Annotated in this window: 11 protein-coding genes; all 11 read right to left on the bottom strand. The window is 66.2% G+C overall.

Annotation, left to right across the window (positions count from 1 at the left end):
• Positions 1–29 precede the first annotated feature (29 nt).
• Complete coding sequence (locus EO156_RS04645) at positions 30–1,871, bottom strand: beta-galactosidase family protein (RefSeq protein WP_005924753.1); 1,842 nt, start codon at positions 1,869–1,871, stop codon at positions 30–32.
• A gap of 198 nt (positions 1,872–2,069) precedes the next feature.
• Positions 2,070–4,412, bottom strand: coding sequence for a GH92 family glycosyl hydrolase (locus EO156_RS04650; RefSeq protein ID WP_016849777.1), 2,343 nt, complete (start codon positions 4,410–4,412; stop codon positions 2,070–2,072).
• Between the two features lie 86 nt (positions 4,413–4,498).
• Positions 4,499–5,962 (bottom strand): glycoside hydrolase family 125 protein, encoded by a 1,464-nt coding sequence (locus EO156_RS04655; RefSeq protein ID WP_029829304.1) that lies wholly within the window; start codon positions 5,960–5,962, stop codon positions 4,499–4,501.
• A 277-nt stretch (positions 5,963–6,239) separates the two neighbouring features.
• Positions 6,240–7,664: a 6-phospho-beta-glucosidase gene (locus tag EO156_RS04660; RefSeq protein WP_029829302.1), complete on the bottom strand. Its 1,425-nt coding sequence runs from the start codon at positions 7,662–7,664 to the stop codon at positions 6,240–6,242.
• Positions 7,661–8,596, bottom strand: coding sequence for a sugar kinase (locus EO156_RS04665; protein WP_230578031.1), 936 nt, complete (start codon positions 8,594–8,596; stop codon positions 7,661–7,663). Before EO156_RS04665 ends, EO156_RS04660 begins: the two co-directional genes overlap by 4 nt.
• On the bottom strand, positions 8,575–9,942 hold the full coding sequence (locus EO156_RS04670) for an APC family permease (RefSeq protein WP_016851456.1): 1,368 nt from the start codon (positions 9,940–9,942) through the stop codon (positions 8,575–8,577). Before EO156_RS04670 ends, EO156_RS04665 begins: the two co-directional genes overlap by 22 nt.
• On the bottom strand, positions 9,936–11,849 hold the full coding sequence (locus tag EO156_RS04675) for a beta-galactosidase (RefSeq protein WP_016851457.1): 1,914 nt from the start codon (positions 11,847–11,849) through the stop codon (positions 9,936–9,938). Before EO156_RS04675 ends, EO156_RS04670 begins: the two co-directional genes overlap by 7 nt.
• A 97-nt stretch (positions 11,850–11,946) precedes the next feature.
• The gene (locus EO156_RS04680) at positions 11,947–14,838 is read right to left on the bottom strand and encodes a TonB-dependent receptor (protein ID WP_026007294.1); all 2,892 of its coding nucleotides are present in this window, start codon (positions 14,836–14,838) and stop codon (positions 11,947–11,949) included.
• 746 nt (positions 14,839–15,584) lie between these two features.
• Positions 15,585–18,245, bottom strand: coding sequence for a glycoside hydrolase family 3 C-terminal domain-containing protein (locus tag EO156_RS04685; RefSeq protein WP_016851459.1), 2,661 nt, complete (start codon positions 18,243–18,245; stop codon positions 15,585–15,587).
• Positions 18,246–18,454: 209 nt separating this feature from the next.
• Positions 18,455–21,145: a glycoside hydrolase family 2 protein gene (locus EO156_RS04690; RefSeq protein WP_016851460.1), complete on the bottom strand. Its 2,691-nt coding sequence runs from the start codon at positions 21,143–21,145 to the stop codon at positions 18,455–18,457.
• Between the two features lie 21 nt (positions 21,146–21,166).
• Entirely contained in the window at positions 21,167–23,614 is a 2,448-nt protein-coding gene (locus EO156_RS04695; protein WP_016851461.1) for a family 20 glycosylhydrolase, read from the bottom strand.
• Positions 23,615–23,641 lie beyond the last annotated feature (27 nt).

The raw sequence follows: 23,641 nt of genomic DNA on the forward strand, positions 1-23,641 counted from the left end.
ATGCGTCGGCCGCCGCCGCCTCGTGAGACTCACTCCTTCGGCTTGAGCCACACCTGCTGCTTCAGGCCGCGCACGCTGGGGGTGGCGACATCGTCCAGATCGAAGACCACCACCGTGTTGTCACCCTTGCGCTGGAACGGCGCGGGGAAATACAGCGCGGTCTGCGGGCCGATATTCCAGTGGCGGCCCAGGTTGACACCGTTGGCCCAGGCGAAGCCCTTGCCGAAGGCGCGCATGTCCAGATAGGTGTCGGTCGGCGTGCCGATGCGCAGGGTGCCGCGGTGGAACGCCGGGCCTTGCACGGCCTTGCGGGTCCAGCCGCGGATGCTGTCGGGCGTGCGCATGGGCAGCGGGAAGGCCTGCCAGCCGGTGAGTTGCCGGTTGTCCAGCACGACCGGGTCGACCAGGCCGGCGCGGCCGTCGGCCATGCGCGTGCCGTAATTGATGCGGCCGCTGTTTTCGACCAGGACATCCAGGGTGTGCTGGCCTGCAGGAATCTCTACATCGAGGGATACCTGCTGCAAACGCCGTTCGACGCTGCCGACCGGTCGTTGATCCACGTACACGCGCGCCACATCGCGCACATCGCCCAGATACAGCGGGCCCTTGCGCGGGCCGGTGACGGTGGTGCGGTAGAGGATGTAGCCGTAATCCTGGCCGAACTGCTCCATCGGCTGCGGGGTGTCGATGGCGATCGGTGCGGGCAGGTTGTCCCAGAGCGAGGCCGATTCGCGCAGCGGCGTGTCTGGCAGCGTGGTGGTCGCGATCGGCGCCGGTAATGCGGGCGGTTGCACGCCGGTCACGCGGGCGATGGCATCGCGCATCAACGCGAACTTGGGCGTAGGGTGCCCGGCTTCGTCGAGGATGGCGTCGTAGTCGTAGCTGGTGGTCTGCGGTGCGTAGTGGTCACTGGGATTGTTCTGGAAATTGGCGCCATTCATGAAGCCGAAACTGGTGCCGCCGATAAACATGTAGAGATTGGCCGAGTGACCCTGGCGCAGGATCCACTCGAACTCCTCGGCCTGTTGCCTGGCATCGGTGGCGGCGTGCGGCTTGCCCCAATGGTCGAACCACCCGGCCCAGTATTCGCCGACCATGCGCGGTTGATCGGGGCGGAACTTGATCAGTTTGTCGAATGCGCTCTTGGCCTCGCCGGGTGCGAAGTTCACCACCGCCAGGGTGTCGGGCAAGGTGCCGTTGGCGAGCATGTCGGCGCCATCGGAGGTGAACAGCAAGGCCTTGTCGAAGCCGGCCTTGACGTACATGGCGCGGTTGTCGGCCATGTACGCGTGGTCGTCGGCGTAAGAGCCGTATTCGTTCTCCACCTGCACGGCGATGATCGGCCCACCGTTGTGGTTGAGCAGCGGCTGCACCTGGTTGGCCAGTGCGTCCAGATACGCCTGGCTGGCGGCGAGAAAGCGCGGGTCGCGGCTGCGGACGCGGATGTTGCCCTTGCCGAACAACCAGGCCGGGTAGCCGCCGGCTTCCCACTCTGCGCAGGCATAAGGGCCGGGCCGCAGGATGACGTTCAACCCCTGCGCGGCGGCTTCGCGCACGAACGCGGCCACATCGTTGTGACCGGAAAAATCGAACTGGCCTTGCTGCGGTTCCACCAGATTCCAGAACACGTAGGTTTCCACCGTGTTCAAGCCCAGTGCACGCGCTTTTTGCAGGCGGTCTTTCCAGTAGGCGCGCGGAATGCGCTGGAAATGGATGGCGCCGGAAAGCAGTTGGTAGGGCTTGCCGTCGCGCACGAACTGCGTGCCCTGCGTGCCGAAGTTCGGCCAGCGTTCGGTCTCTGCGGCTGTGCCGGTGATAGGAAGCGCGAACGCGAGGGCCAGGACGAGCGGTGCAAGGGTGGTGCGCAGCATGAGCGATTCTCGGCGGTAACCAATGACGGGTGATGGCGGTGGATGAGGTTTTGGGTGGATCGGTGTTGATGGTGGCCCTCATCCGCCCTCCGGGCACCTTCTCCCGCTTGCGGGAGAAGGAAGGCAGCGCGCCCCTGCTTGCGGAAGAAGGGGACTAACGGGAACTGTCATGGTCAAGCTGCCGCGGCTGTGCGCCCGCTAGGCAAACGAGGGCGGGAGATCCTTCTTGTTGGCACCGAAGCTCAGATTGGGCGTGGACCCCATCTCGAACTCCAGGGTGCCGCCTGCGGCAAGATCGGCATGACGCAGCCAGGCACGGTTGGTCGGTGCGCCGTTCCACTTCAGCGACTGCACGTAGACGTTCTTTTCGCTGCTGTTGTTGGCAACGATGCGCAGCGTGCGGCCGTTGCCCACCTCCAGCGTGGCGCGCTTGAACAAGGGGCTGCCCACGATGTAGTTGCCGCTGACCGGATCCACCGCATACAGACCCAATGCGCTGAGCACGAACCATGCGCTCATCTGCCCGCAGTCTTCGTTGCCGGACAGGCCGTTGCGCGCGTCGTGATACTGCTCGCGCAGCAAGCGGCGCACCATCGCCTGGGTCTTGTACGGCTGGCCGGCATAGGCGAACAGATACGCCACGTGATGGCTGGGCTCGTTGCCATGCGCGTACTGGCCGACCATGCCGTCGATATCCGGCGGTGCATCGGCGGGCAGTTCGGAGCTGGTGGAAAACAGCTCGTCCAGCTTGGCGACGAAACCGTCGCGACCACCGTACAAGTCCATATACCCGTACAGATCGTGCTGATTGAGGAAGGTGGCCTGCCAGGCGTTGGATTCGGTGAAATCGCGCCATTTGGCGATGTGGCCCATGCCGCGCGGGTCGAACGGCGTGGCCCAGCTGCCGTCGGCGAGCCGCGCCTGTACAAAGCCGCTATCGCGATTGAACACGTTGCGGTAGTTGCGTGAGCGTTCGCGCAGCGCGCGCGCATCGTCGCTGGCGCCGGCGGCGTGCGCCAGATGTGCGCAGGCCCAGTCGTCGTAGGCGTATTCGAGCGTGCGGCTGACTGCTTCGTCCACGTTGTCTGCGGGGATGTAACCGAGCTTGCGGTACTCGCCCAGGCCATGCGTGGTGTCGTCCATCGCGCGTTTGCGGTATGCCGGCCACGCGGCCTTGTAGTCGATCCCGGTAAAGCCCTTGGCATGCGCCTCGGCCAGCACCACGGCGGAGTGATAGCCGATCATGCAGCCGGTCTCCACGCCCTGCAGCGGCCAGATGCCCACCCCGTCCGGGCATTCGTTGGCGCCGCGCACCAGGCATTGCACCAGGTCGGGCACGCGCTCGGGCTGGACCAGCGTGAGCAGTGGATGCGCGGCGCGGTAGGTGTCCCACAACGAGTAGGTGCTGTAGTTGTTGTAGCCCTTCGGCGCGCTGTGGATCTGCAGATCCATGCCGCGGTAGCGGTTGTCCACGTCGGAGAACAGCGTAGGCGCCAGCAGGCTGTGATACAGGCCGGTGTAGAAGATGCGCCGTTGCGCGTCGTCATCGCTGTCGATGCGCACGCGGGCCAGTTCCTTTTCCCAGGCGGCGACGGCTTGCGCATGCACGCGCGCGAAGTCGAAGTCCGGCAATTCGGCATCCAGGTTGGCCAGTGCATTGTCGGCGCTGACGGCCGAGATGCCGACCTTGATCAGCAGCGGGGCGTCGGCAGCATCGGGGTAATGCAACGCGGCCTTGAGGTGGGTGCCGTCGGCGCTGCGCGTGCCGGCGGCCAGCGGTTGGTCTTCGTCGTACAACTGCACCTGTTTGAAGGGACGCGACAGGCGCATGGCGAAATAGATGTAGCGGCCCTTGGCCCATTGGTACACGCGGCGTCCGCCGGTGAGCGTGCGTTCGTCGACCACGCGCAACTGCGCATCGCTGATGCGGGTGGGAATGCCGGGTTTGTCCTGCATGCCGTGGCACAGGTCGAGCAACACATGCGCGGGTTTGCCCTTGGGAAAGTGGTAACGGTGCAGGCCTGCCCGCGCGGTGGCGGTGAGTTCGGCATGCACGCCGCTGTCCTTGAGGCGCACGCGGTAGTAACCCGGCGATGCGGCTTCATCGGCATGGTCGTAGCGCGAGCGGTAGCCGGCGTCCGGGTTGTCGAGCGGGCCGGGCACCAACTTGACCTCGCCGGTGGCGGGCACCAGCAGGAAGTCCAGCATGTCGCCGATACCGGTGCCGGACAGGTGCGTGTGCGAAAAGCCCATGATCGAGCCATCGGACTCGTGGTACCCCGAGCACGAATCCCACACTGCGTTATAGGTGTCCGGGCTGAGCTGCACCATGCCGAACGGCAACGTGGCGCCGGGGAAGGTATGGCCGTGGCCGCCGGTGCCGATGAACACATCCACATGCCGGGCGAGGTCGGCGCCGGTACGCGCATCGGCCGGTAGCGCGTAGTTGCCGGCGCGCGCGCGCGCCAGGCCGGGCAGGCCGACGCTGCCGAACAGGGCTGCGGCGATGGCGCCTTGGAGAAAACCGCGTCGTGTTGCCATGTGTGTGGTCTCGGAATGTTGCGGGCCGATGCCGGGGCACCCTCATCCGCCCTTCGGGCACCTTCTCCCAAAGGGAGAAGGAAAGGTCAGAGGCTACGCAGCAGCTGGGGTTTGCGTTGATGCAGGTCGATGATCAGTTCGCCGAACAAGGTGTTGGCCCAGGCGAACCAGTCGCGGGTGAAGGTGTTCGGGTTGTCCTTGTCGAAGGCTTCGTGCATGAAGCCGGTGCCGGCGTGGGTGGTTTTCAACCACTGCAGGCATTGGCGCAGTTGCGCGTCGTCGTCGCTGACCAGTGCGTATTGAATGATGGACATCGGCCAGATCGTGCCCATGCCGCTGTGCGGGCTGCCGACGCCTTCGGCCGCCTGGCCGCGCGCGAAATACGGGTTGCGCTCGCTCCAGGCCAGCTGGCGCGTGCGCAGGAACACCGGGTCGGCGCGGTCGCAGCAGCCCAGGTAGGCCAGGCTGAGCAGGCCCGGTGCATTAGCGTCGTCGATGAACAACTGGTTGCCGAAGCCATCCACTTCGAACGCCCAGTACGCCTGCCCGTCGGCATCGCGTTGCTGGCCGAACTGGCGGGTGGCGGTTTCCACTTCGTCTGCCAACGCGGTGCACTCGGCGGCAAAGGCGGTGTCGCGATGCAAGGCGGTGCTGATCGTGGCCAGCTGCCGCAGCGAGGTCACCGCGAACAGGTTGGCCGGCACGAACAACGGGAACACGCAGGCGTCGTCGGAGGGGCGGAACATCGAGTGGATCATGCCATTGGGCTTGGTCGGCTGGCCGTAGCCTTCCAGCACCAGGGTTTCGGTGGCCAGCGGCGAAGGCCGCTGGAACACGTACGGGCCGCGGTCGTTCTTGCGCTGCTGCTCGCGGAAGGTCTTGACCACCACGTGCATCGCCGCGCGCCAGTCGTCGTCGAACGGTGCGGCGTCGCCGGTGGCGCGCCAGTATTCGTGCGCAATGCGAATGGGGTAGCACAGCGAATCGACTTCCCACTTGCGCTCGCCCACACCGGGCTTCATTTCGGTGATGTCGTTGAGCGACCATTTCAGGCGCTGGGTCTGGCCATCGGGCAGGAACGCGTTCGCATACGGGTCGAGCGCGATGCACGCGGCCTGGCGCTGGATCAGGCCATGGAACATGCGCCGCAACGCCGGGTCGCGCCTGGCCAGCGGCACGTACGGGTGCACCTGCGCGGAGGAATCGCGCAGCCACATCGCGTGGATGTCGCCGGTGATGACGAAGGTGTCCGGCTTGCCGTTGCGGGTGCCGGTTTCCACCGTGGTGTCGAGGGTGTTGGGGTAGCAGTTCTCGAACAGCCAGGCCAGTTCCGGATCGGCGATGCGCGCCTTGATCTGCGCGATCTGCTGTTCGACCGCCTTGCTGACGAAGCGGCGCTGCGCCTTGGGCGGGCGCTTGCTGACAAAGCCGCTGGCTACGCTGGACGCGCCGGTGGCGGGCGCGGCCGCAATGGCGGGCAGTGCGGCGGCGAGCAGGCCGGCACCGGCACTGGCGCCTAGGAGTTGAAGGATGTCGCGGCGGGTGTGCATGACCTGGAACTCCTTGGATTTCGACTGCAGGCCTGCACACCAGTGCCGCTCCAGCGCCGCGCTACCCGCCGGCTAAGGATGAGACCTATGCATGACCAATTCCCGATGACCATACAACGTGTGCGCCAAATGTGCATAGTGCGGCCGCACAATTCTCCGCCGTCTGCGTGGCGGATTGCGCTGGGTCTTCGTTGCCGGCGGCGTTGAAACGCGCAGACGACCGGCACGCCAGTGTCATGACCCCACCGGCAGCGACGGCACGGCATCAACCTCGGTATCAGCCCACCGCATGTCCACGCCACTGTGCCGGCCCCGCGCAGTGGCCATCGTCGTGTGCGTGGCCGAACAACGCGTCCAGCAACCGCCGCGCCGGGCTCCATTCGCCGATCGCCGGGTGGATCAGCATCGCCTTGCAGGCGTCCAGATGGCTGCCGCTGAGCGCCGCCTCGATGGCGGCGTGCTCGTACGCCTTGAACGTGTGCACCAGCCCCTGCACGGCGCTGGGCAGCGGCGCGGCCGGGACCGGCACGATGCGGTCGCGATCGATGTCTGCGGCGATTTCCACGATGTCGTCGTCGGCCAGCTCGCCCATCGCGCCCTGGTTGCGCACATTGACGACATGCCGCGCGGGCCGGGCGCCGGTCAGCGCGCTCATCACGTCCACCGCGATGCGGTGATAGCCGGTGCTGGCGCGGAACGGGTCCGGCTGCGGCGCCAGGTCCGGCGCGAAGGCCGAGCCGGCCTCGGCCTCCAGCTTCATGTACGAGCCGGAGCGCTGCGCCAGATAGGCCGCATAGGTCTGTACCGCACCGGTGGTGTCGCCGGCGTCCAGCCGGCTGCGCAGGTCGCCGATGAGGGTGCGGTTGAGCCGCTCGATCTCGCCGCCACGGCTCGCGCCGCTGGCGCGCTGGTTCTCCAGGGCGCGGCGGCGCTCGTAGAAGAAATACAGGTATTCGGTGGGGATCAGCCGCAGTGCGCGCAGCATGTCGAAGTCGAACAAGGGCGCCAGGTAGAGCTGGCGCAGGATGGCGTCGTCGGCGAGCACGCGGTCGAGGATGTCTTCGCCGCGCAGGCGCACCGCGCGGATCCAGCCCAGATGATTGAGCCCGACGTAGTCGCATTCCACATCGGCAGCCGGCTCGCCGAGCGCGCGTGCGATGTTGTGGAACAACTCCACCGGCGTATCGCAGATACCGACCACGCGCGCGCGGGTGTGTGCGCTGATGGCCTGGGTGATCAGCCCGGCGGGGTTGGTGAAGCTCACCAGCCAGGCGTCCGGGCTCAGGCGTTCGATCATGCGCGCCTGTTCGATCGCCACCGGTACCGTGCGCAGCGCCTTGGCCACGCCGCCCGGGCCGGTGGTCTCCTGGCCGGAATAGCCATGGCCGATGATGGTCTGCTCATCGGAGGCGCGCTGGGCGATGCCGCCGACGCGGATGCTGTTGAGCACGAAATGCGCGCCTTCGATCGCCGCTTCCAGCGAGGGCGCCGCATGCACCTGCAACGCGCCGCCGGCGTCGGCCACGACGGCGCGGCCCATCGCCACCATCAGCGCCAGCCGCTCCTGATCGGGGTCGTACAGCACGATCTCGCGCGCGCCCAGCGCCTCGGCGGCTTCGTTGACGCCGTACACCACCAAGGGTGTGCGGACGCCGCCGCCGCCGATCAGGGTGAGCTTGCGATTGTCGACAGAACTGCTCATGGAACGTCCTCGCGTGTGGGGGGAGATAGGAGAAACAGGCCGTCGAGCGCACCGAGCGCGCTGCAGCAGGCCGCGCCCGCGTGGCAGCCGTGCTGTGCGCTCTCATCCGGCGACAGGCCGCGCAGCTGGGCGGCGAGAAAGCCGGCATCGAAGGCGTCGCCGGCGCCGGTGGTGTCGCGCACCGGCACGATGGGTGCGGCGACCCGGCGTGCGCCGGCGTCATCGATCACCATCGCGCCGGCAGCGCCGCGCTTGATCACCGCCTGGCGCAGGCCGAGTGCGTGTGCCCATGCCAGACACGCGTCGGGGCCATCGCCGCAGCCCATCAGCGCGGCTTCTTTCTGGTTGGGCAGAAACCAGGTCACCGCGCGGCAGGTGGCGTGGTTGGCAGGATCGGCCAGCCAGGCCGGGTTGAAGCCGACATCCAGCGAGGTGCTGCAGCCGGCACGCGCCAGCAGCGGCAGGAGGGGCTGCGCCACCGCAACAGGCAGCGGCAGGGCGAAGTGCACGTGGGTGGCCGCAGACATCGCGGCGATGGAGGTTTCATCCAGCAGGAGCGCACTCAGGTCGGCATTGGCGCCGTGGTAGGTGAAGAACGAGCGGTCGTCCTGTAGCGACACGCTGGTGGTCACGCCGGTGCCGGCCGGTGAGTCGACCAAGCCATCGGCGGACACGCCGAACTCGCCCAGGCGCTGCGCGAACACCGGACGGTCCTGCGCACCGATCGCACCGAGCACGCGCACGCTGCAGCCCAGCCGTGCCAGCGCGCAGGCGGTGATCAGCGTGCCGCCACCCAACTCGCGCGTGTAGTGACGCGCAAGCGCTTCTTCGCCGGGTGCCGGCCAGCGTTCGAAACCGCTGAAGATGTGGTCGAGATACACCTCGCCGACCACCATGATCTGTGCGGCGCTCATTGCAGCTGGAACGGCCATGCGCGCTCCCTCCGTGCCTGGATCAGATACAGCGCACTGCCCACGCACAGCGCCAGCACTGCCGCCAATACGCGATGGCCGGGGCTGGTGGCCAGCAGATACAGCCAACCGGCCACGCTGATCAACAGCGGCCACGGATACAGCGGCATCGAAAATGCACGGCGGCGCCGCTTGCGTCGCAACAGCACCACGGCCAGGCACTGCGCCAGAAACTGGAACAGGATCTGGATGATCATCAAGGTGGCGATCAGATCGTCCAGCGACAGCAGGCAGGCCAGCACGGACGTTGCGCCGACGAACAGCAGCGATGCGGTGGGAAAGCCGCCACGTGGATGCAGCCGCGCAAACACGCCGAAGAATTGCCCGGCCGCGGCGGCGGCATATGGCACCCGCGAATATCCCAGCAACACCACCAGTGCCGAGCCCCAGCTGGCCAGCACGATCAACGCCACTGCCACGGTGCTGCCCGCCGGCCCGTAGATGGCCTGCATGAAGTCGGCCATCACCGCCTTGGATTGCGCCGCCTGCTGCCAAGGCAGCACGCCGAGCAAGGTGACGTTGAGGCCCAGATAGAGCAGCGCCACGATCGGGATCGAGACCAGCACCGCCCGCGGAATGGTGCGGCGTGGCTTGCGGATTTCGCCACCGAGCATGCACACGTTGTTGTAGCCGCCGTAGTCGTACACCGCGATCAATGCCACTGCGCCCAAGCCCAGCCAGAAGCCGTGCGGCGAAGCCGGGCGCGCATGCAGGAAATCCTCGGCGATGCCCAGATCGAAATGCAGCACGCCGCTGCAAATGATCCACACGCAGGCACCGATCACCGCTGCGCTCACCAGCAACGACAGCACTTGCACCGAACGCACCTTGCGATACAGCAGCAGTGTGTTGAACGCGCACAGCGCCATCGCCATGGCGGTGAGCCGGGCATGGCCCAGGCCGGGCAGCAGGAACGCCAGATATTGCACGCAGCCCACCGCCGCCGAGCCCACCGACAGCGGTGCGGTCAGCAGCGTTTGCCACAGATACAAAAACCCGAACAGGCGCCCCCAGCGTTCGCGCCCGTATGCCTCGCGCAGATAGTGGTACGGTCCGCCCGAGCGCGGAATCGTAGCGCCGAGTTCGGCCCACACCAGCCCATCGCACATGCACAGCAGCGCACCGGCCACCCAGCCGATCAACACCGATGGGCCAGCCAACGCCGACAACGCCAGCGGAATGGTGATGAACGGGCCGATGCCGATCATGTTGAGCAGATTGGCCGACAGCGCGCTCCAGAAACCCAGCGTGCGCGGCGGGGCGCCTGCAGCTGTGGACGATGGCGGCACCACCGAGGGGCTCAGCATGCGCTGTACGCCGCATGCGTGCTGCGTGCTGTGGTGGCTGCGTCATGGGCAGCGCGCAGGCTGTCGGCGCAGTGGATCGCGGTGGCCTCCAGTTGATGCAGATCCAGCACCAGCACCGCATTGTTGCCTTTGCGCAGCCAAGCGCCGGGGCAGAACAGGCACTGTTGCGGGCCGACGTTCCAGTAACGCCCCAACAGGCGTCCGTTGACCCACAGATAGCCTTTGCGCCACTGGCGCATGTCCAGGTACACGTCGCCGACCGTTTGCAGTGCGATATCGGCGGCGAAGAACAGGCCGGGGCGCGCGGCTGGCGCTTGCAGTGGGCGCAACGTGGGCGCGGTGTCGCTATCCAGCGCTACGCCGTACACCTGCCAGCCGCGCAGCTCGCTGCCATCCAGTCGCACCGGGCCGAGCAGGCCTTTGGCATCGCCCAGTGCCGGGCCGAAATTGATATGGCCGAAACTGTCGACCAGCATGTCGAGCTGGCGTTCCTTCGCGGCGGCGTTCGGCAGGGCGAGTTGCGTTGCACTGTTGAGGTGCGCATGCCGCATGCGCGAGACATGGCCGATCTCGCGGCCATCCAGGTGGACTGCTGCGTAGTCGTGCACCTGGCCCAGGTCCAGTTGCGTGCCGGCGGCAATGCGGCGCCGATAGACCGCCAGGCCCAGGTTCTGCCTGAGCAGGGTCTGGTTGTCGGCAGGCTGGTCGGTAGGCACCGGCTGGTCGCCCAGGTTGTCCCACAGCGATGCGACCGGGTGTGCGATGACCGCGTCGAAGCGGGTGCGCGCTGGCGCCGCCGGAATCGCCGGCAGCGGGCCGCTGCTGTGTTGGGCGATGATGCTGCGCAGTGCCGTGTAGGCCGGCGTGGCGCAGCCGCGTTCGTCGATCGGTGCGCTGTAGTCGTAGCTGGTGAGCACCGGCTGGAATTGCGAACCGTCGTCTTCGGCATTGGCGCCAGCGCTCAGCCCGAAGTTGCTGCCGCCGTGCACCACATACAGATTGAACGAATAGCCGGCTGCCATCAGGTGCTGCAGCATCGGTGCGTAGTCGCGGCGCGCCACAACGGCATCGCCCCAATGCGTCAACCAGCCCGGGTAGCCTTCGGCCACCCATACCGGCGCGTCACCTGCGATGGTTCTGGCCTGCTGTAACTCCTGCAGATCCGCACCATCCAGACCCAGCGCCGCGCCGGGCAGGTAGGCCTTGCGTCGGCGCAGGTCCTTCATGCCTTCGGCCAGCGAAAACGGGCCATCGATGCCGTGCTGGCGCCAAAGCGCAGCCAGCGCCTGCAGATAGCCCACGTCGCTGCCGTGCATGCTGTATTCGTTCTCGATCTGCAGCATCAGCACCGGCCCGCCGGCACCGGCCATCAGCGGTGCGAGGTGTGGCGCCACCGCGGCGATATAGCGCTGTACCGCTGCCATGTAACGTGCATCATTGGCGTCGCGTAACCGCATGCCCGGTTCGCGCAGCAGGTAGGGCGGCAGCCCGCCCAGCGTCCATTCGGCGCACACGTAAGGGCCGGGTCGCAGATACACCCACATGCCTTCCTGCTGGCAGAGCTTGATGAAGGCGACGAAATCCCGCTCGTCGGTCGCGAAGTCGAACTGCCCCGGCTCGCGCTCGTAGGCATTCCACATCAGGTACAGCGCAATCGTGTTCAAGCCCATCGCCTTGGCCATGCGGATGCGCTGCAGCCAATCCGCACGGGCGATGCGCAACGGATGCATCTCGCCACTGCGCAACTGCCACGGCTGCTGGTCCAGCACGAACTGTCCGCGGTCGAAGCCGAATACATGCGGGCGACCATCCGGCACAGGCGCACGCAGCGACGACAGCAGCGCCGGCGCGGCCGCCAGGCCGAACGGCGCGAGCAGCCCAAACGTGCATAGACTCCTGCGTTTCATCGTCTCTCCAGCCAGGAAAGGAACTGCCGCGTTATATCGATCGCATCGCGGCGCGCCATGCCGCGCCGCCAGGTCTGCGGCGCAGCGCGGCCCACTGCTAGAACGCATACTTGACAGTGAACAGCGCCGTGCTTCCGGCATCGACGATGTCGGAGATCGCCAGGTTGCGGCGGCCTACATGCGCCCAATAGCTGTATTCCTCGGTCAGGTTGGAGATCGACAGATCCATGCTCACGCCATTGTCGAAGCGGTAGCCGGTGTGCAGATCCACACGTCGGGTGGGGCGTGCCCACAGGTCGTTCCACGGCGCGCCTTCGTGCAGGAAGTCGTAGCCCAGCAGGTACGAACTGCTGAAGTGGTAGCTCAGGTTCAGCGAGAACCCGTTGTGTTCGTAGAACACTTCCAGGTTGGCCATTGCCGCCGGCGCCGACTGCATGTGCTCGTTCTCGAAACCGTCCAGGCCCAGGTCCGCACGCGCGTGCTGGCGGGTGGCGTTGGCGCTCACGCCCAGGCCGTCGAACGGGGCGGGCAGGTCCTGGAATTTTTGCCGGGCGCTGATTTCAACGCCGTAGATCTTGCCGTCACCGCCATTGGCGGGCATGTGGTACAGCACCGTGCCGCTACCGGTGGTGCTGCCATTGGCCTGCGCCGAGCCGGCATCGTAGATGTAGTTGCGCAGTTGCTTGTAGAAGCCGGCCAGCGAAAAAAAGCCGCCGTGCTGCGTGGACCATTCGCCGGACAGGTCCAGGTTGGTCGATTCGATCGGCTTCAGGTCCGGGTTGCCCTGAGTGATGGTGGTGACGCCATTGGAGATGTCGATCTGGCTGCCGCCGCCCAGCTGCACGAAGGCCGGCCGGGTGTAGCCGGTCCACAGCGAGGCGCGATACGCCGTGCGCAGATCCGGTCGCCAGGTCAGGAACACACTGGGCAAGGGCTCGTTATAGGAGGTGTGGTTATGGTCGAAGTAGCCGGCAATGTCGTTGCCGTCGGCGTCCGTCGGGCTCACCCAGAAGGTGTTGTTGATCGCGGCGTGTTCCAAGCGCACGCCGGGCACGATGTCCAGGTTGCCCATGGTGAAGGTGGCGCTGGCGTAGGCGGCACCGACCGCCTCGGTGCCGCGCATGGTGTTGCAGTTGAAGTTGTTGACGTAGAACGCGTTGCCGCAGGTGTCCAGATCGTCGTCGGTGAGATGTTGCGCAATCACACCGGCCACCGCGGCTTCGCTCACGCGCGGGGTGTTCCAGTCGTATTTACCCGGGAAGATCGATGCATAGGTGCCGGTGAAGATGCCCAGCTCGCCCAGCGTGGTGGTGCCATCCACGCCGCCGGTATACCAGTCGCGGTTGGTGTAGCGGCGACGGCTCTTGCTGTACTTGACGCCAAACTGCACCGAGCGCAGTGCGCCGTCCTCTTCGAAGTCGTAGCGGGTATCGACGCGTGCGCCGCCTTTCTTCTGGCCGGAGTAGATCTTGGTCAGCTCGCCATAGCTGCCAGCATAGAGTGAGGGGATGTTGTTGACCTGCGCCTGCAGCGCCGGAGTGAGCTGCGGGTATGGAAATGCACCGCCGCCATAGGCCACCAGGGTATTGCCGGAATAGGCGTAGTTGTCCTGGGTGAACTTGTCTTCGCGTCCATCGATCTCGACATGGTCGGGGCGGTCGTTGTCACCGAAGCTGTAGAACACGTTGGGCATGAAGGTCCAGCCGCCCACGGTCTTTTTCGCGCCGATCTGAAAGGTGGCCAGATCGGCGATTTCCGGGTTGGTTTCGTACCAGAAACGCGAGGCGATGCGGCCGATGTTGGGCGTATACACGCCAGGCGTGCCGGTTGGCACGTAGCGCACATCCTGCGGCAGTAGCTGCACGAAGGTGGTGCCCTGATCGGTCTTGGCATAGGCGTAGGTCATGCGCGCGTAGAGCGACAGGGTGTCGTCCACGTGCCAATCAAACGATGCATTGCCGCCGTAGCGGCGCTCCCAGCCTGCGGCAATCCCGACATTCATGCCGGTGCTGGTGAGGTTGTGTTGCGGATCGAAGCCGGCGGCGTTGCCGCCGTTGGCGTCGGTGTTCAAATATTCCCACGAGCCATCGTTGAGCGCGCTGGTGGCCGCGGCCACTTCGCTGTTGGTGGTGGTGCGGTAGTCGTAGTACGCGCTGGCATACACGCCAAACTGCTGCGCATCGCCGAATTTGTGCTGAAACTCGCCACCGAAGCCGCCACCCAGGCCATCGCCGCCGTAATCGCGCGCGCGGCTTTCCACCCGGCCGCTACCGGTCACGCTGCCGCTGGTGGTGTCCTTGAAGTCGTAGGCGGTGGGGGTGCGGAAATCCAACGTGCCGCCGATCGCATCGCCGTCCATGTCGGCAGTGGAGGTCTTGTTGGCGACGATGGTCTGCAGTCCGGTCGGCGGTAGCAGGCTGAGCTGCACGCTGCGGCTATACGGCATGCCCTGCGCCACGGTGACGCCGTCGATCATGTTGACGTTGTATTCGGAAGGTAGCCCGCGCACCGAGGCAAACATGCCTTCGCCGCGTGCTGCACCGTCGATGCCGCCGAAATAGCCCGAGCCGGTGCTGGTGATGTTGATGCCGGCGATCAGGCCCAGCGCTTCGGCCACGTTGTGCACGGCGGTGCGTTGCAGGTCGTTGGCCGACAGCACATCGACCGTGTTGGCCGCGTTGATCTTCAGGTCGCTGGCGTCGTAGCGGTTGCTCACCACGCTGATCGCCTTCATTTGCTTGACCTGTTCCAGCGCGATCGCCACCGACGCAGTACCGGTCTCGCCGACCTGGATGCTGGTTTCGGCCGCGCTGAAGCCGGGATACTCCAGATTCAGCGCGTACTGCCCTGCAGGCACGTCACGGATGACGAAATGCCCGCGCGCATCGGCGACCGCACTATAGGCGGTACCTGCGATACGCACCTTCGCATTCGCTGCCGGCTTGCCGCTGCTGGCTTCCTTCAGGTCGCCTTCCACCGTGCCAGCCATTGCCGTCGCCGCCGATGCCATGCCGGTGAGGGTCAGGATTGCCACGGCCCATTGCTTGCCATTCGAACGCTCACGCTTTTCCACATGCCACCTCGCCAGATGCTGGGCAACGTTGCCGATGGCAACGCCCTCCAATGCCTTTGCTCTTGGGCAGACGGTCCGCACGATGGAGCACACACACGGCATCGCGCAGCACGCCGTCAAAGCGTGCGCGTATTACCGCATGGGATGCACGTCGAAGCGTCTGCCAGCTGGGACAGCTGTTGCAGGCGTCAGTGGCGGGGCGGGGAATAGCCGGCGATGCACTTGGAGCGCGATCGCATGGCGCTCAATTTATAGTGCTTGGTCATGCCGGCTGCACCAGTGCAACGAGCGCGCGCATGTGGGCAGGGCGAGGCAACGCGAGGGCGGCAACACGGAGGCGCTGGTCGATACGACGATGCTGCATACAACCATCTCCCGGTGCGCGTGCTGCGTGGAAACGCTGTTGCTGTCGATCAGCCCACGGTCATCGCAATGACGTGTGTTGCCGGCTGAGGTGAGTGATAGACCGCGCTGTTGCGACTGTCAAGCAGGTGTGAAGTGTGTGCTCAGATCGTCGTGCCGGCTGCGCAATGAAGACGAATACAGCGTCGCGGTACGCCGATGGCGATGATTTCCGGTGCGGCGCAGCATTGCCGTGCGTCAACGCAACAGGCGCCGGCTGAAACAGCCGGCGCCTGTTGCGCGTCATGTGATCACAGGCATTACTTGGGCAACGGCGAGCGTCCCTGGATCGAAAACGACGCAGCATTGCCAGCGGCGCCGGTGCCGGGCTGCCCGCCGCCGACGAACAACGTATAGTCGCCGGCCTCCACTGCGCGCTGCCCGCTGCGATCCACGTCGCTCAAGCCGCGTGCATCCAGATGGAAGGTCAGCGTGCGTTGCTCGCCCGCTGCAAGATGCACGCGCTGAAAACCGACCAGGCTGCGCAACGGCGACTGCGGGCGGTCCGGATATTGCAGATACACCTGCGCCACTTCGTCGCCGGCACGTGCACCGGTGTTGCGCACGGTAGCGGTCACCTGCAACGGATTGCCGGCTTTCAGCGTGGTGGTGGACAGCTGCGGCGCGTCGTAGGCAAAGCGGGTGTAGCTCAGGCCATAGCCGAACGGAAACAGCGGCTCGCCCTTGAAGTAGCGGTAGGTGCGGCCCTTCATGTCGTAGCTGACGTAGGCCGGCAGGTCCTTGGTGGAGCGATAGAAGGTCACCGGCAGGCGACCGCCGGGATTGTCGTCGCCGGCCAGCATGCGCGCGATCGCGGTACCGCCGGACTGGCCCGGGTACCACGCGGCCACGATCGCATCGGCATGCGTCTTGGCCCAGTTCAGGGCCACCGCGCTGCCGCTCATCAGCACCACCACCAGCGGTTTGCCCGACGCCTTTGCCCGTTCGAGCAAGGCTTGCTGCGGGGCGGGCAGGGCGATGTCGTTGCGATCGCCGCCGTCGAAGCCGGGGACATCGATCCGCAACTCTTCGCCTTCCACATCCGGCGACAGGCCAACGAAAGCGACCACGGCGTCTGCCTGTGCCACGGCCTGCGCGGCTTCGGCCAGTTGCGCGGCGGCAGGAGCCAGCCATTCCAGGCGCACGCCCTGATCCTGGCCGCGATGCTCCATTTCCAGGCGGATCTTGCGTGGGCGGGTGTCGTCGAAATGCAGCACGGTTTCCACGCTGCGGCCGTCGGCGTTGTGCATGCCGGCCGGCACGTGCTTGTCTTCGGCGTTGCCGGCAACCACCAGCTTGTCGTCGATATACAGGCGTACCGGGTCGTGCCCGCCGCAATCGAAGCAACGCGCCACGCGCACCGCCAGGGTGTAATCGCCAGCGCTGGGCGGCAGCAGTTCGCCGCTCCAGCGTACTGCATAACGGTCGGCCGGTACCCCCTTGGCCGGGGCGACCTGATCCCAGTTGAAGCTCACCGTGCGGTCCTGCCGCACCACGCGCGCAGCACCGCTCATGTCGACATTGTCGAAATACTCGCCACGCAGTCCCGGCTTGCCATCGCTGCGCAATGCCGTTTCCGGGATCATGCCCGGCACGCCGGCGGCCAACGGTGCGCCTTGTGCGTAGCTAACCTGCTGCGCACCGAAGCGCTGACGCAGGCCCAGCAACGGCGTCACGGGCGCGGACGAAGTGCCCTGGTAATTGGCCTCCAATGCCGCCAGTGCGTCTGCATTCGGGCCGATCACCGCCAGCCGCGTGCCGGCTCTGAGCGGCAACGTGTTGGCATCGTTCTTCAGCAGCACGATCGACTCGGCAGCCGCCTGCAAGGCCAACGCACGATGGGCCGCGTTGTCCACGTCCTTCGCACCGAGCCGTGCGTACGGATCCTTGCGCGGGGCCTCCAGCTCGCCCAGGCGATAGCGCGCGGCAAACAGGCGCACCAGCGATTGGTCGAGCAAGGCTTCGTCCACTTCGCCGCGCGCGATCGCCGTGCCGAGTTCGCGATAGGCATGCCCGCAATTGAGATCGTGCCCGGCCTTCAGCGCGGCGGCCGACGAGCCGGCGTTGTCGGGGCGGAAATAATGGAACTGGGTCATGTCGTCGACTGCATCGCAGTCGGACACCACAAAGCCCTTGAAGCCCCAGTCGCCGCGCACGCGGCCGTTGAGCAGCCAGTCCGCCGCGCAGACCGGGGTGCCGTGCAACGCGTTGTAGGCACACATCACCGAGCCGGCCTGGCCTTCGACCAGCGCGGCGCGGAACGCCGGCGTATAGGTCGCTTCCACATCGTGCGGCGACACATCCACATCGAAGCCATGCCGTCCCGGCTCGGGGCCGCTGTGCACTGCGATGTGCTTGGGCGTGGCGATCGTGCGTGGGTGGTTGAGATCCTCGCCCTGCAGGCCGCGGATAAAGCCCACCGCCATTTGCCCGGTGAGAAACGGATCCTCGCCGTAGGTTTCCATGCCACGGCCCCAGCGCGGGTCGCGGAAAATGTTGATATTGGGCGACCAGATGGTCAGACCGGCATAGCGCTGATGGTCCTTGCCCGGACCGCCGGCCTGGTTGAACTTGGCGCGCGCTTCGGTGGACACCACCGTGCCCACTTGCTGCATCAGGCGGGTATTCCAGCTCGCCGCCAGGCCGATCGACTGCGGAAACACCGTGGCGTAGCCGTTGCGCGCGATGCCGTGCAGGCCTTCGCTCCACCACTCGTAGGCGGGGATGCCCAGGCGCGGAATCGCCGGGGCATCGTTCATGGCCTGCGCCACCTTTTCTTCGCGGCTCATCTGCGCGACCAGCGCGGCGGCGCGCTGGTCGGGCGATCCGGCCGGTTTGGCGGGGGTGGCAAGGGCGAGGCAGGGCAGCGTCAGCCCAAGGCCCACTGCCATGGCAAGGCGCGATACAAACACGGACGACATGGATTCACTCCTGGGCAGCGGACAAGGCCGCTGGGGATTGTTCTGGTAGTGCTGCAGTGGTTGCGGTGTGGTGCGGGAGCGGCCCTCATCCGCCCTTCGGGCACCTTCTCCCGCCAGCGGGAGAAGGACACCCATGGCAGGAACCCTCACCCTTCTCCCGCTTTGCGGGAGAAGGTGCCAGAAGGGCGGATGAGGGGCCGCGCCGCTCTTCATTTCGCAGCCGCTGCCTCCTGCGGCTCCGGCGGCGCACCAGCCAGCGTGGCGGCCAGATCGCGCACCTGCAGCGCCGATTGCAACTGCGCCAGCGCCGCCTTGCTGGTCACGCGTACGGTCAACGGCTCGCCCGGCAGCAGGTCGAAGGCGTTGTCCGAGAGCGTGGCATCCACATCGCCGAACGACAGCCATACCTCGCGCGCCAGCGTGTCGCTGGTCAGGGTGAGTGCGTAGCCATCGCCATCGGCACGCCACTGGCTGTCGATCTTCGCAGCCGGCAAGGCGAGCTGCTTGGCCGGCGCGAAGAACACCACCTCACGCGACAGCAACGTGTCGCCGTCCAGCAGCTCGAACACCGCGTAGGTGCGCTTGGGATCGGCGCTGCCCAGCAATTGCTTGTCGCTGAAGTTGCCCACCTGTTGGCTGCTCAGCGCGTTGACGCTGGCTTTTTCCTCGCGCTTGCTCAGCACCTTGCCATCCATGCCCATCACCCGCATGCGCCAGCGTGCCGCCAGCGGGGTGGTGCGGTCGGACACCAGCGACACCTCGGTCTGGCCCTTGCCGTTGCGCAACGCGGCGATCATTTCCGGCGCGTAGAAGCGGCGTGCATGGTAATGCAGCGCCTTCCAGCGGCCGTAGTAATCCACGCTGGACCACGACGCACCCGGCCACACATCGTTGAGCTGCCAGTACAGCGAACCCATCGACTGCGGGCGCGAGGCGCGCAGATGAGAGGCCGCGATGTTGATGCCTTCGGCCTGCATCAGCTGGCTCAGGTAGACGAAGCTTTCGAAATCCTTGGGCTCGCCGAATTCGCGGCGGATGTAGAGCATCAGCCGCTTGTTGCCGTTGCCCTTGTCGAACTTCTGATGCACGCGCATCACCGGCGATTCCGGGTCCATGTCGCCGGGCTCGGCAAATGCACGCACGGTGCGCATATCGGGGAACGACTGCAGGCCGTACTCGGACATGAAGCGCGGGGTGACGTTGAGGTATTCGGTGACCGGCAGGGCAGGGCCGCCCCACACCTTCCAGTAATGCATGTCGCCATCGTTGGTCTGGTCGGCCGCGCCATCGAAATCGGTGCCCGGCGAGGTGGCCCAGTACGGCACATCGCTGTCGTAGGTGGCCACCACTTCGCGGAACACGGTGCCGAACAAGGTGGTCATGCCGCGTTCGATGCGGGTGCGTTCTTCCGGGTCCACCGACTGCTTGAACTTGACCCGGTCGCCCCAGTTTTCCCAACCGGTCTGCACTTCGTTGTTGCCGCACCACAACACGAGACTGGGGTGATCGCGCAGCCGCTTGACCTGCTCGATCGCCTCCTGCCGGGTGTTCTCGCGGAACTCCACGTCGTATGGCGGTACCGCGCCGCCGAACATGAAGTCCTGCCAGATCATGATGCCAAGCTCGTCGGCGACGTCGTAAAAATAGTCGTCCTGGTAATGCCCGCCGCCCCACATGCGCAGCATGTTCATGTTGGCATCGCGCGCGTCCTGCAAGGTGCTGCGCATGCGCTCGTGCGTGACACGTGCGGGGAAGGCATCCAGCGGAATCAGGTTGGCCCCCTTGGCGAAGATCGGGATGCCGTTGATCACGATCTCCATGCTCTTGCCGAAGGGGTCTTTTTCGCGACGCAGCTCCACCGAACGCAGGCCGGTGACGCGCTTGATCTGTTGGCTGTCGCCATCGGCATCGCGCACGCTAGCGACGAAGGTGTAGCGGTCCTGCGCGCCGTAACCGGCCGGAAACCAGCGCTTGGGATTGGCGATGCGCACCGCCAGGTCGACGCGGTTCTGGCCGGGATCGACCACCGCGTCCTGGGTGAACTGGCCGACTTTTTGCCCATCCGGGCCCAGTACATCCAGCGTCACCTGCACCGGGCCGCTGCGGCCGGCCTGCAGGTCCAATTGCGCCTGCACTTGCGCACTGTGCGCATCCACCCGTTGCTGGGCGATATGCAGCCCGTCCACCCGCACGGCATCCCACGCTTCCACGCGCACATCCTTCCAGATGCCGGCGTTGACCATGCGCGGACCCCAGTCCCAACCGAAGTTGTACGGCGCCTTGCGCACATAGGTCGAGCTGTGCCGTGCCTCCGGCTCGTCCCCGAATGCCGAATCGTAGGCACCCGGCAGCGCATACGGCTGCTTGGCCAGCCACGGCTGGATCTTCTTGATCGGCGAATACAGCTTGACCTCCAGCAGGTTATCGCCGCGCTTGAGCAAGGATTTCGCGTCCACGCGCCACTGCCGGAACATGTTGTCGGCGCTGAGCAGCTGCTTGCCATTGAGGGTGACCTCGGCAAATGTGTCCAGGCCGTCGAACACCAACTCGACATGTTCGCGCTTGAGCGTGGCCGCATCGACAGTGAAGCGGGTCTGGTATTGCCAATCGCTCAGGCCGGCCCACTGGATCTTGCCTTCGTTGTCGCGATAGAACGGGTCGGGCACGATCTTGGCGGCGATCAGGTCGGTCTGCACCGCACCGGGCACCTGCGCCGGCAGCCACGCCGCTGCTTTCGGATACGTCTTGCCCTGCTCCTGACCCGGCACCAGCCGCACCCGCCAGCCGCCATCCAGCGTCACCGCCGTGGGCGGCGCTGCCCAGGCCTGCGAGATGGCCAGGGCCAGGGCAAGCCCGAGACGGGCGGGGGTGGGAACAACACGATGACGGGACAGGGGCATGCGTGACTCTCCTAGGGTGGCTCAGCGCGTGGCGGCGGGGGGCGCCTGCGCAGTGGTTTCAATCAATTGAACGGCGCCGATGGCGTACAGGGGGCCGCGAATCGGCGCGGTGAAGCGCAGGCACAGATCGTGGACGCCGGTGCGTGCAGGCAGTGCGGTTTCCAGGGTGAATTGCTCGCCCAGGGTGTCGCTGCGCGGCAGCTGCACGCTGGCGATCAACTCGCCGTCGCAGCCCTGACGCACTTCCAGCTCACCGCCGCGGGTTTTGGCTGGGTATTGCACGACCTTGGATTGCTCGTGCGCCAGTCCGAAGTTGTTGGGCAAGCGTGCGGCTTCGATGCGGATTGCGCCGATACCGTCCAGCCGTGCCTGCGGATACAGGCGGCAGGCACGGAACAGGTCGACGTTGTACACCGGCGTGTCGGCGCCGGTCATTTCCGGCAACAGCGGCAGGCGCAAGCCGAGCGCGCCGGTTTCAACGCAGTGCTGCAATCCCTGCGTATCCACCCGCAACAAACTCGCGCGATCGAAGCTGCGGCGACGCGTGGCCGCCAGCGGCGTTCCGTTGGCATCGAACGCAGTCGCCTTGACCGTCGTCGGCAACCGAATCGTAAACGGCGCGTTGTAGCGCGGCGATGCCGGCGTGGGCTCGCTGCCGTCGACGGTGTAGTGAAGCGTGCCCGCGCCGGCTTGCGTGCTCAGCGCCACCTTGGCCGGCCCGCCGGCGAGCACCGGATTGGGTCCGCCTTCCAGGGCGATATCGGCAGCGAATGCGCCATCGCTGTAGTCGATGCCCAGCGCCTTGTAGCGCTGCAGCTGCGCCGGCATGCGCGCCAGGAAGCTGTTCCAGTTGCGCGCTGCCGGCGGTGACCAGGTCACTTCCGCTACCGCAGCAAGACGCGGAAACAGTGCGTGATCCACGTGCCAGCGCGAGGGGATGTATTCGGACCACAACGCGCCTTGTGCGCCCAGTACATGCCTGGCCTGTTCGGCGCTGAGCTCGGCCGGCACCGGGTCGAATGCGTAGACCTTCGACAGCGGCAACACCGTCAGGCGGCCGTTCGGTTCGTCGCTGCGGGTGGTCTGCAGGTTGTCCAGATACAGCCAGTCGCCCGGCGCCAGCACCACATCGTGGCCTTGCTGTGCTGCGGTCACTGCGCCTTCGATGCCGCGCCACGACATCACCGACGCACTCGCCGGCACGCCGCCTTCGAGAATTTCATCCCAACCGATCATGCGCCGGCCGTGCTGGGTGAGGTAGGCCGCCAGTTGTTCGTTGAACCAGCCCTGCATCGCGTGCGCGTCCTTGACCCCGAGCTTGCGCATCTGCGCGCGCACCGCCGGCGAGGCTTCCCACTGATCCTTCACCGCCTCATCGCCACCGATGTGGATGTAGGTCGACGGGAACAAGGTCAGCACCTCGTCCAGTACGTTGGTGATGAAGGTCAGGCTGCGTTCGCTGGTGTTGAACAGATACGGGTTGACGCCCCAATCCACGCCCACCTGCGTGCGTGCGCCGGGTACGCCCACTTCTTCGGGGTAGGCAGCAACGGCTGCCTGTGCATGGCCGGGCATGTCCAGTTCGGGCAGCACGGTGATGTGCAGACGCGCCGCATAGGCGACGATCTCGCTGATCTGTTCCTGGGTGTAGAAGCCGCCATACCGCTGCGGCGTGCCGTGCTGGCCGGCGCCGGGCGGCGTGCGCCATGCGCCCACCTCGGTGAGCTTGGGATAGCGCTTGATCTCGATACGCCAACCCTGATCATCGGTGAGATGCCAATGCAGCACGTTGAGCTTGTGCAGGGCCATCGTATCGAGCACATGCTTGACCGTGTCCACATCATGGAAATGCCGGGCCACATCCAGGTGCTGGCCGCGCCAGCTGAAACGCGGCCAGTCGCGGATCGCCACCGCCGGGACCTGGACCTCGCCCTTGCGCGCGTCCGGTGTCATCAATTGCCAGGCGCTGATTGCGCCATACAACAAGCCGGCGCCATCGCGCGCGGCGATGCGCACGCCCTTGGCATCGGCTTCCAGGCTGTAACCTTCTTTATGCCCTACCGGCGCCTGCGCGCTGCGCTCCAGGCGGATGCTGCCCGGCGAGGCACTGGTTTCGGCGCGCACTTCCAACCGCAGCCCGCGTGTGCGTTGCAGCAGATCGGCCAGATGTTCGGCACTGCGGCGTGCATCGGCATCGCCGGGCACGATCGAGATCACCGTGCCGGCGCCCACCGTGAAGCTGCCGCTACCGCGTTTGACCTCCACTGCCGCAGGAATCAGCGGCAACGCGGTACCCGCAGTGTTTGCGGCTGCAGCAGGTGCGCCCGCGGTTGCAACGGCCGGCGAGGTGCCTGGCGCTCGTTGACCGCAACCGGCCAGCGACGCTGCCGCGAATGCAAGCGCAAGCAGGCGCGAGGATAACGGCGAGACGGCTGTCAGGCGTGCGGTGGGTGCGGAGTTCGACATCATGCAATCAGATCCCGATGTGGCGGCGGT

This window comes from Xanthomonas sp. DAR33341, from assembly GCF_003992815.1.
GTDB classification, from domain to species: Bacteria; Pseudomonadota; Gammaproteobacteria; order Xanthomonadales; family Xanthomonadaceae; genus Xanthomonas; species Xanthomonas cissicola.

Coding starts and splice junctions, on each gene's coding strand:
- EO156_RS04645 (WP_005924753.1), bottom strand. CDS start 1,871: ATGCTGCGCACCACCCTTGCACCGCTCGTCCTGGCCCTCGCGTTCGCG.
- EO156_RS04650 (WP_016849777.1), bottom strand. CDS start 4,412: ATGGCAACACGACGCGGTTTTCTCCAAGGCGCCATCGCCGCAGCCCTG.
- EO156_RS04655 (WP_029829304.1), bottom strand. CDS start 5,962: ATGCACACCCGCCGCGACATCCTTCAACTCCTAGGCGCCAGTGCCGGT.
- EO156_RS04660 (WP_029829302.1), bottom strand. CDS start 7,664: ATGAGCAGTTCTGTCGACAATCGCAAGCTCACCCTGATCGGCGGCGGC.
- EO156_RS04665 (WP_230578031.1), bottom strand. CDS start 8,596: ATGGCCGTTCCAGCTGCAATGAGCGCCGCACAGATCATGGTGGTCGGC.
- EO156_RS04670 (WP_016851456.1), bottom strand. CDS start 9,942: ATGCTGAGCCCCTCGGTGGTGCCGCCATCGTCCACAGCTGCAGGCGCC.
- EO156_RS04675 (WP_016851457.1), bottom strand. CDS start 11,849: ATGAAACGCAGGAGTCTATGCACGTTTGGGCTGCTCGCGCCGTTCGGC.
- EO156_RS04680 (WP_026007294.1), bottom strand. CDS start 14,838: ATGGCTGGCACGGTGGAAGGCGACCTGAAGGAAGCCAGCAGCGGCAAG.
- EO156_RS04685 (WP_016851459.1), bottom strand. CDS start 18,245: ATGTCGTCCGTGTTTGTATCGCGCCTTGCCATGGCAGTGGGCCTTGGG.
- EO156_RS04690 (WP_016851460.1), bottom strand. CDS start 21,145: ATGCCCCTGTCCCGTCATCGTGTTGTTCCCACCCCCGCCCGTCTCGGG.
- EO156_RS04695 (WP_016851461.1), bottom strand. CDS start 23,614: ATGATGTCGAACTCCGCACCCACCGCACGCCTGACAGCCGTCTCGCCG.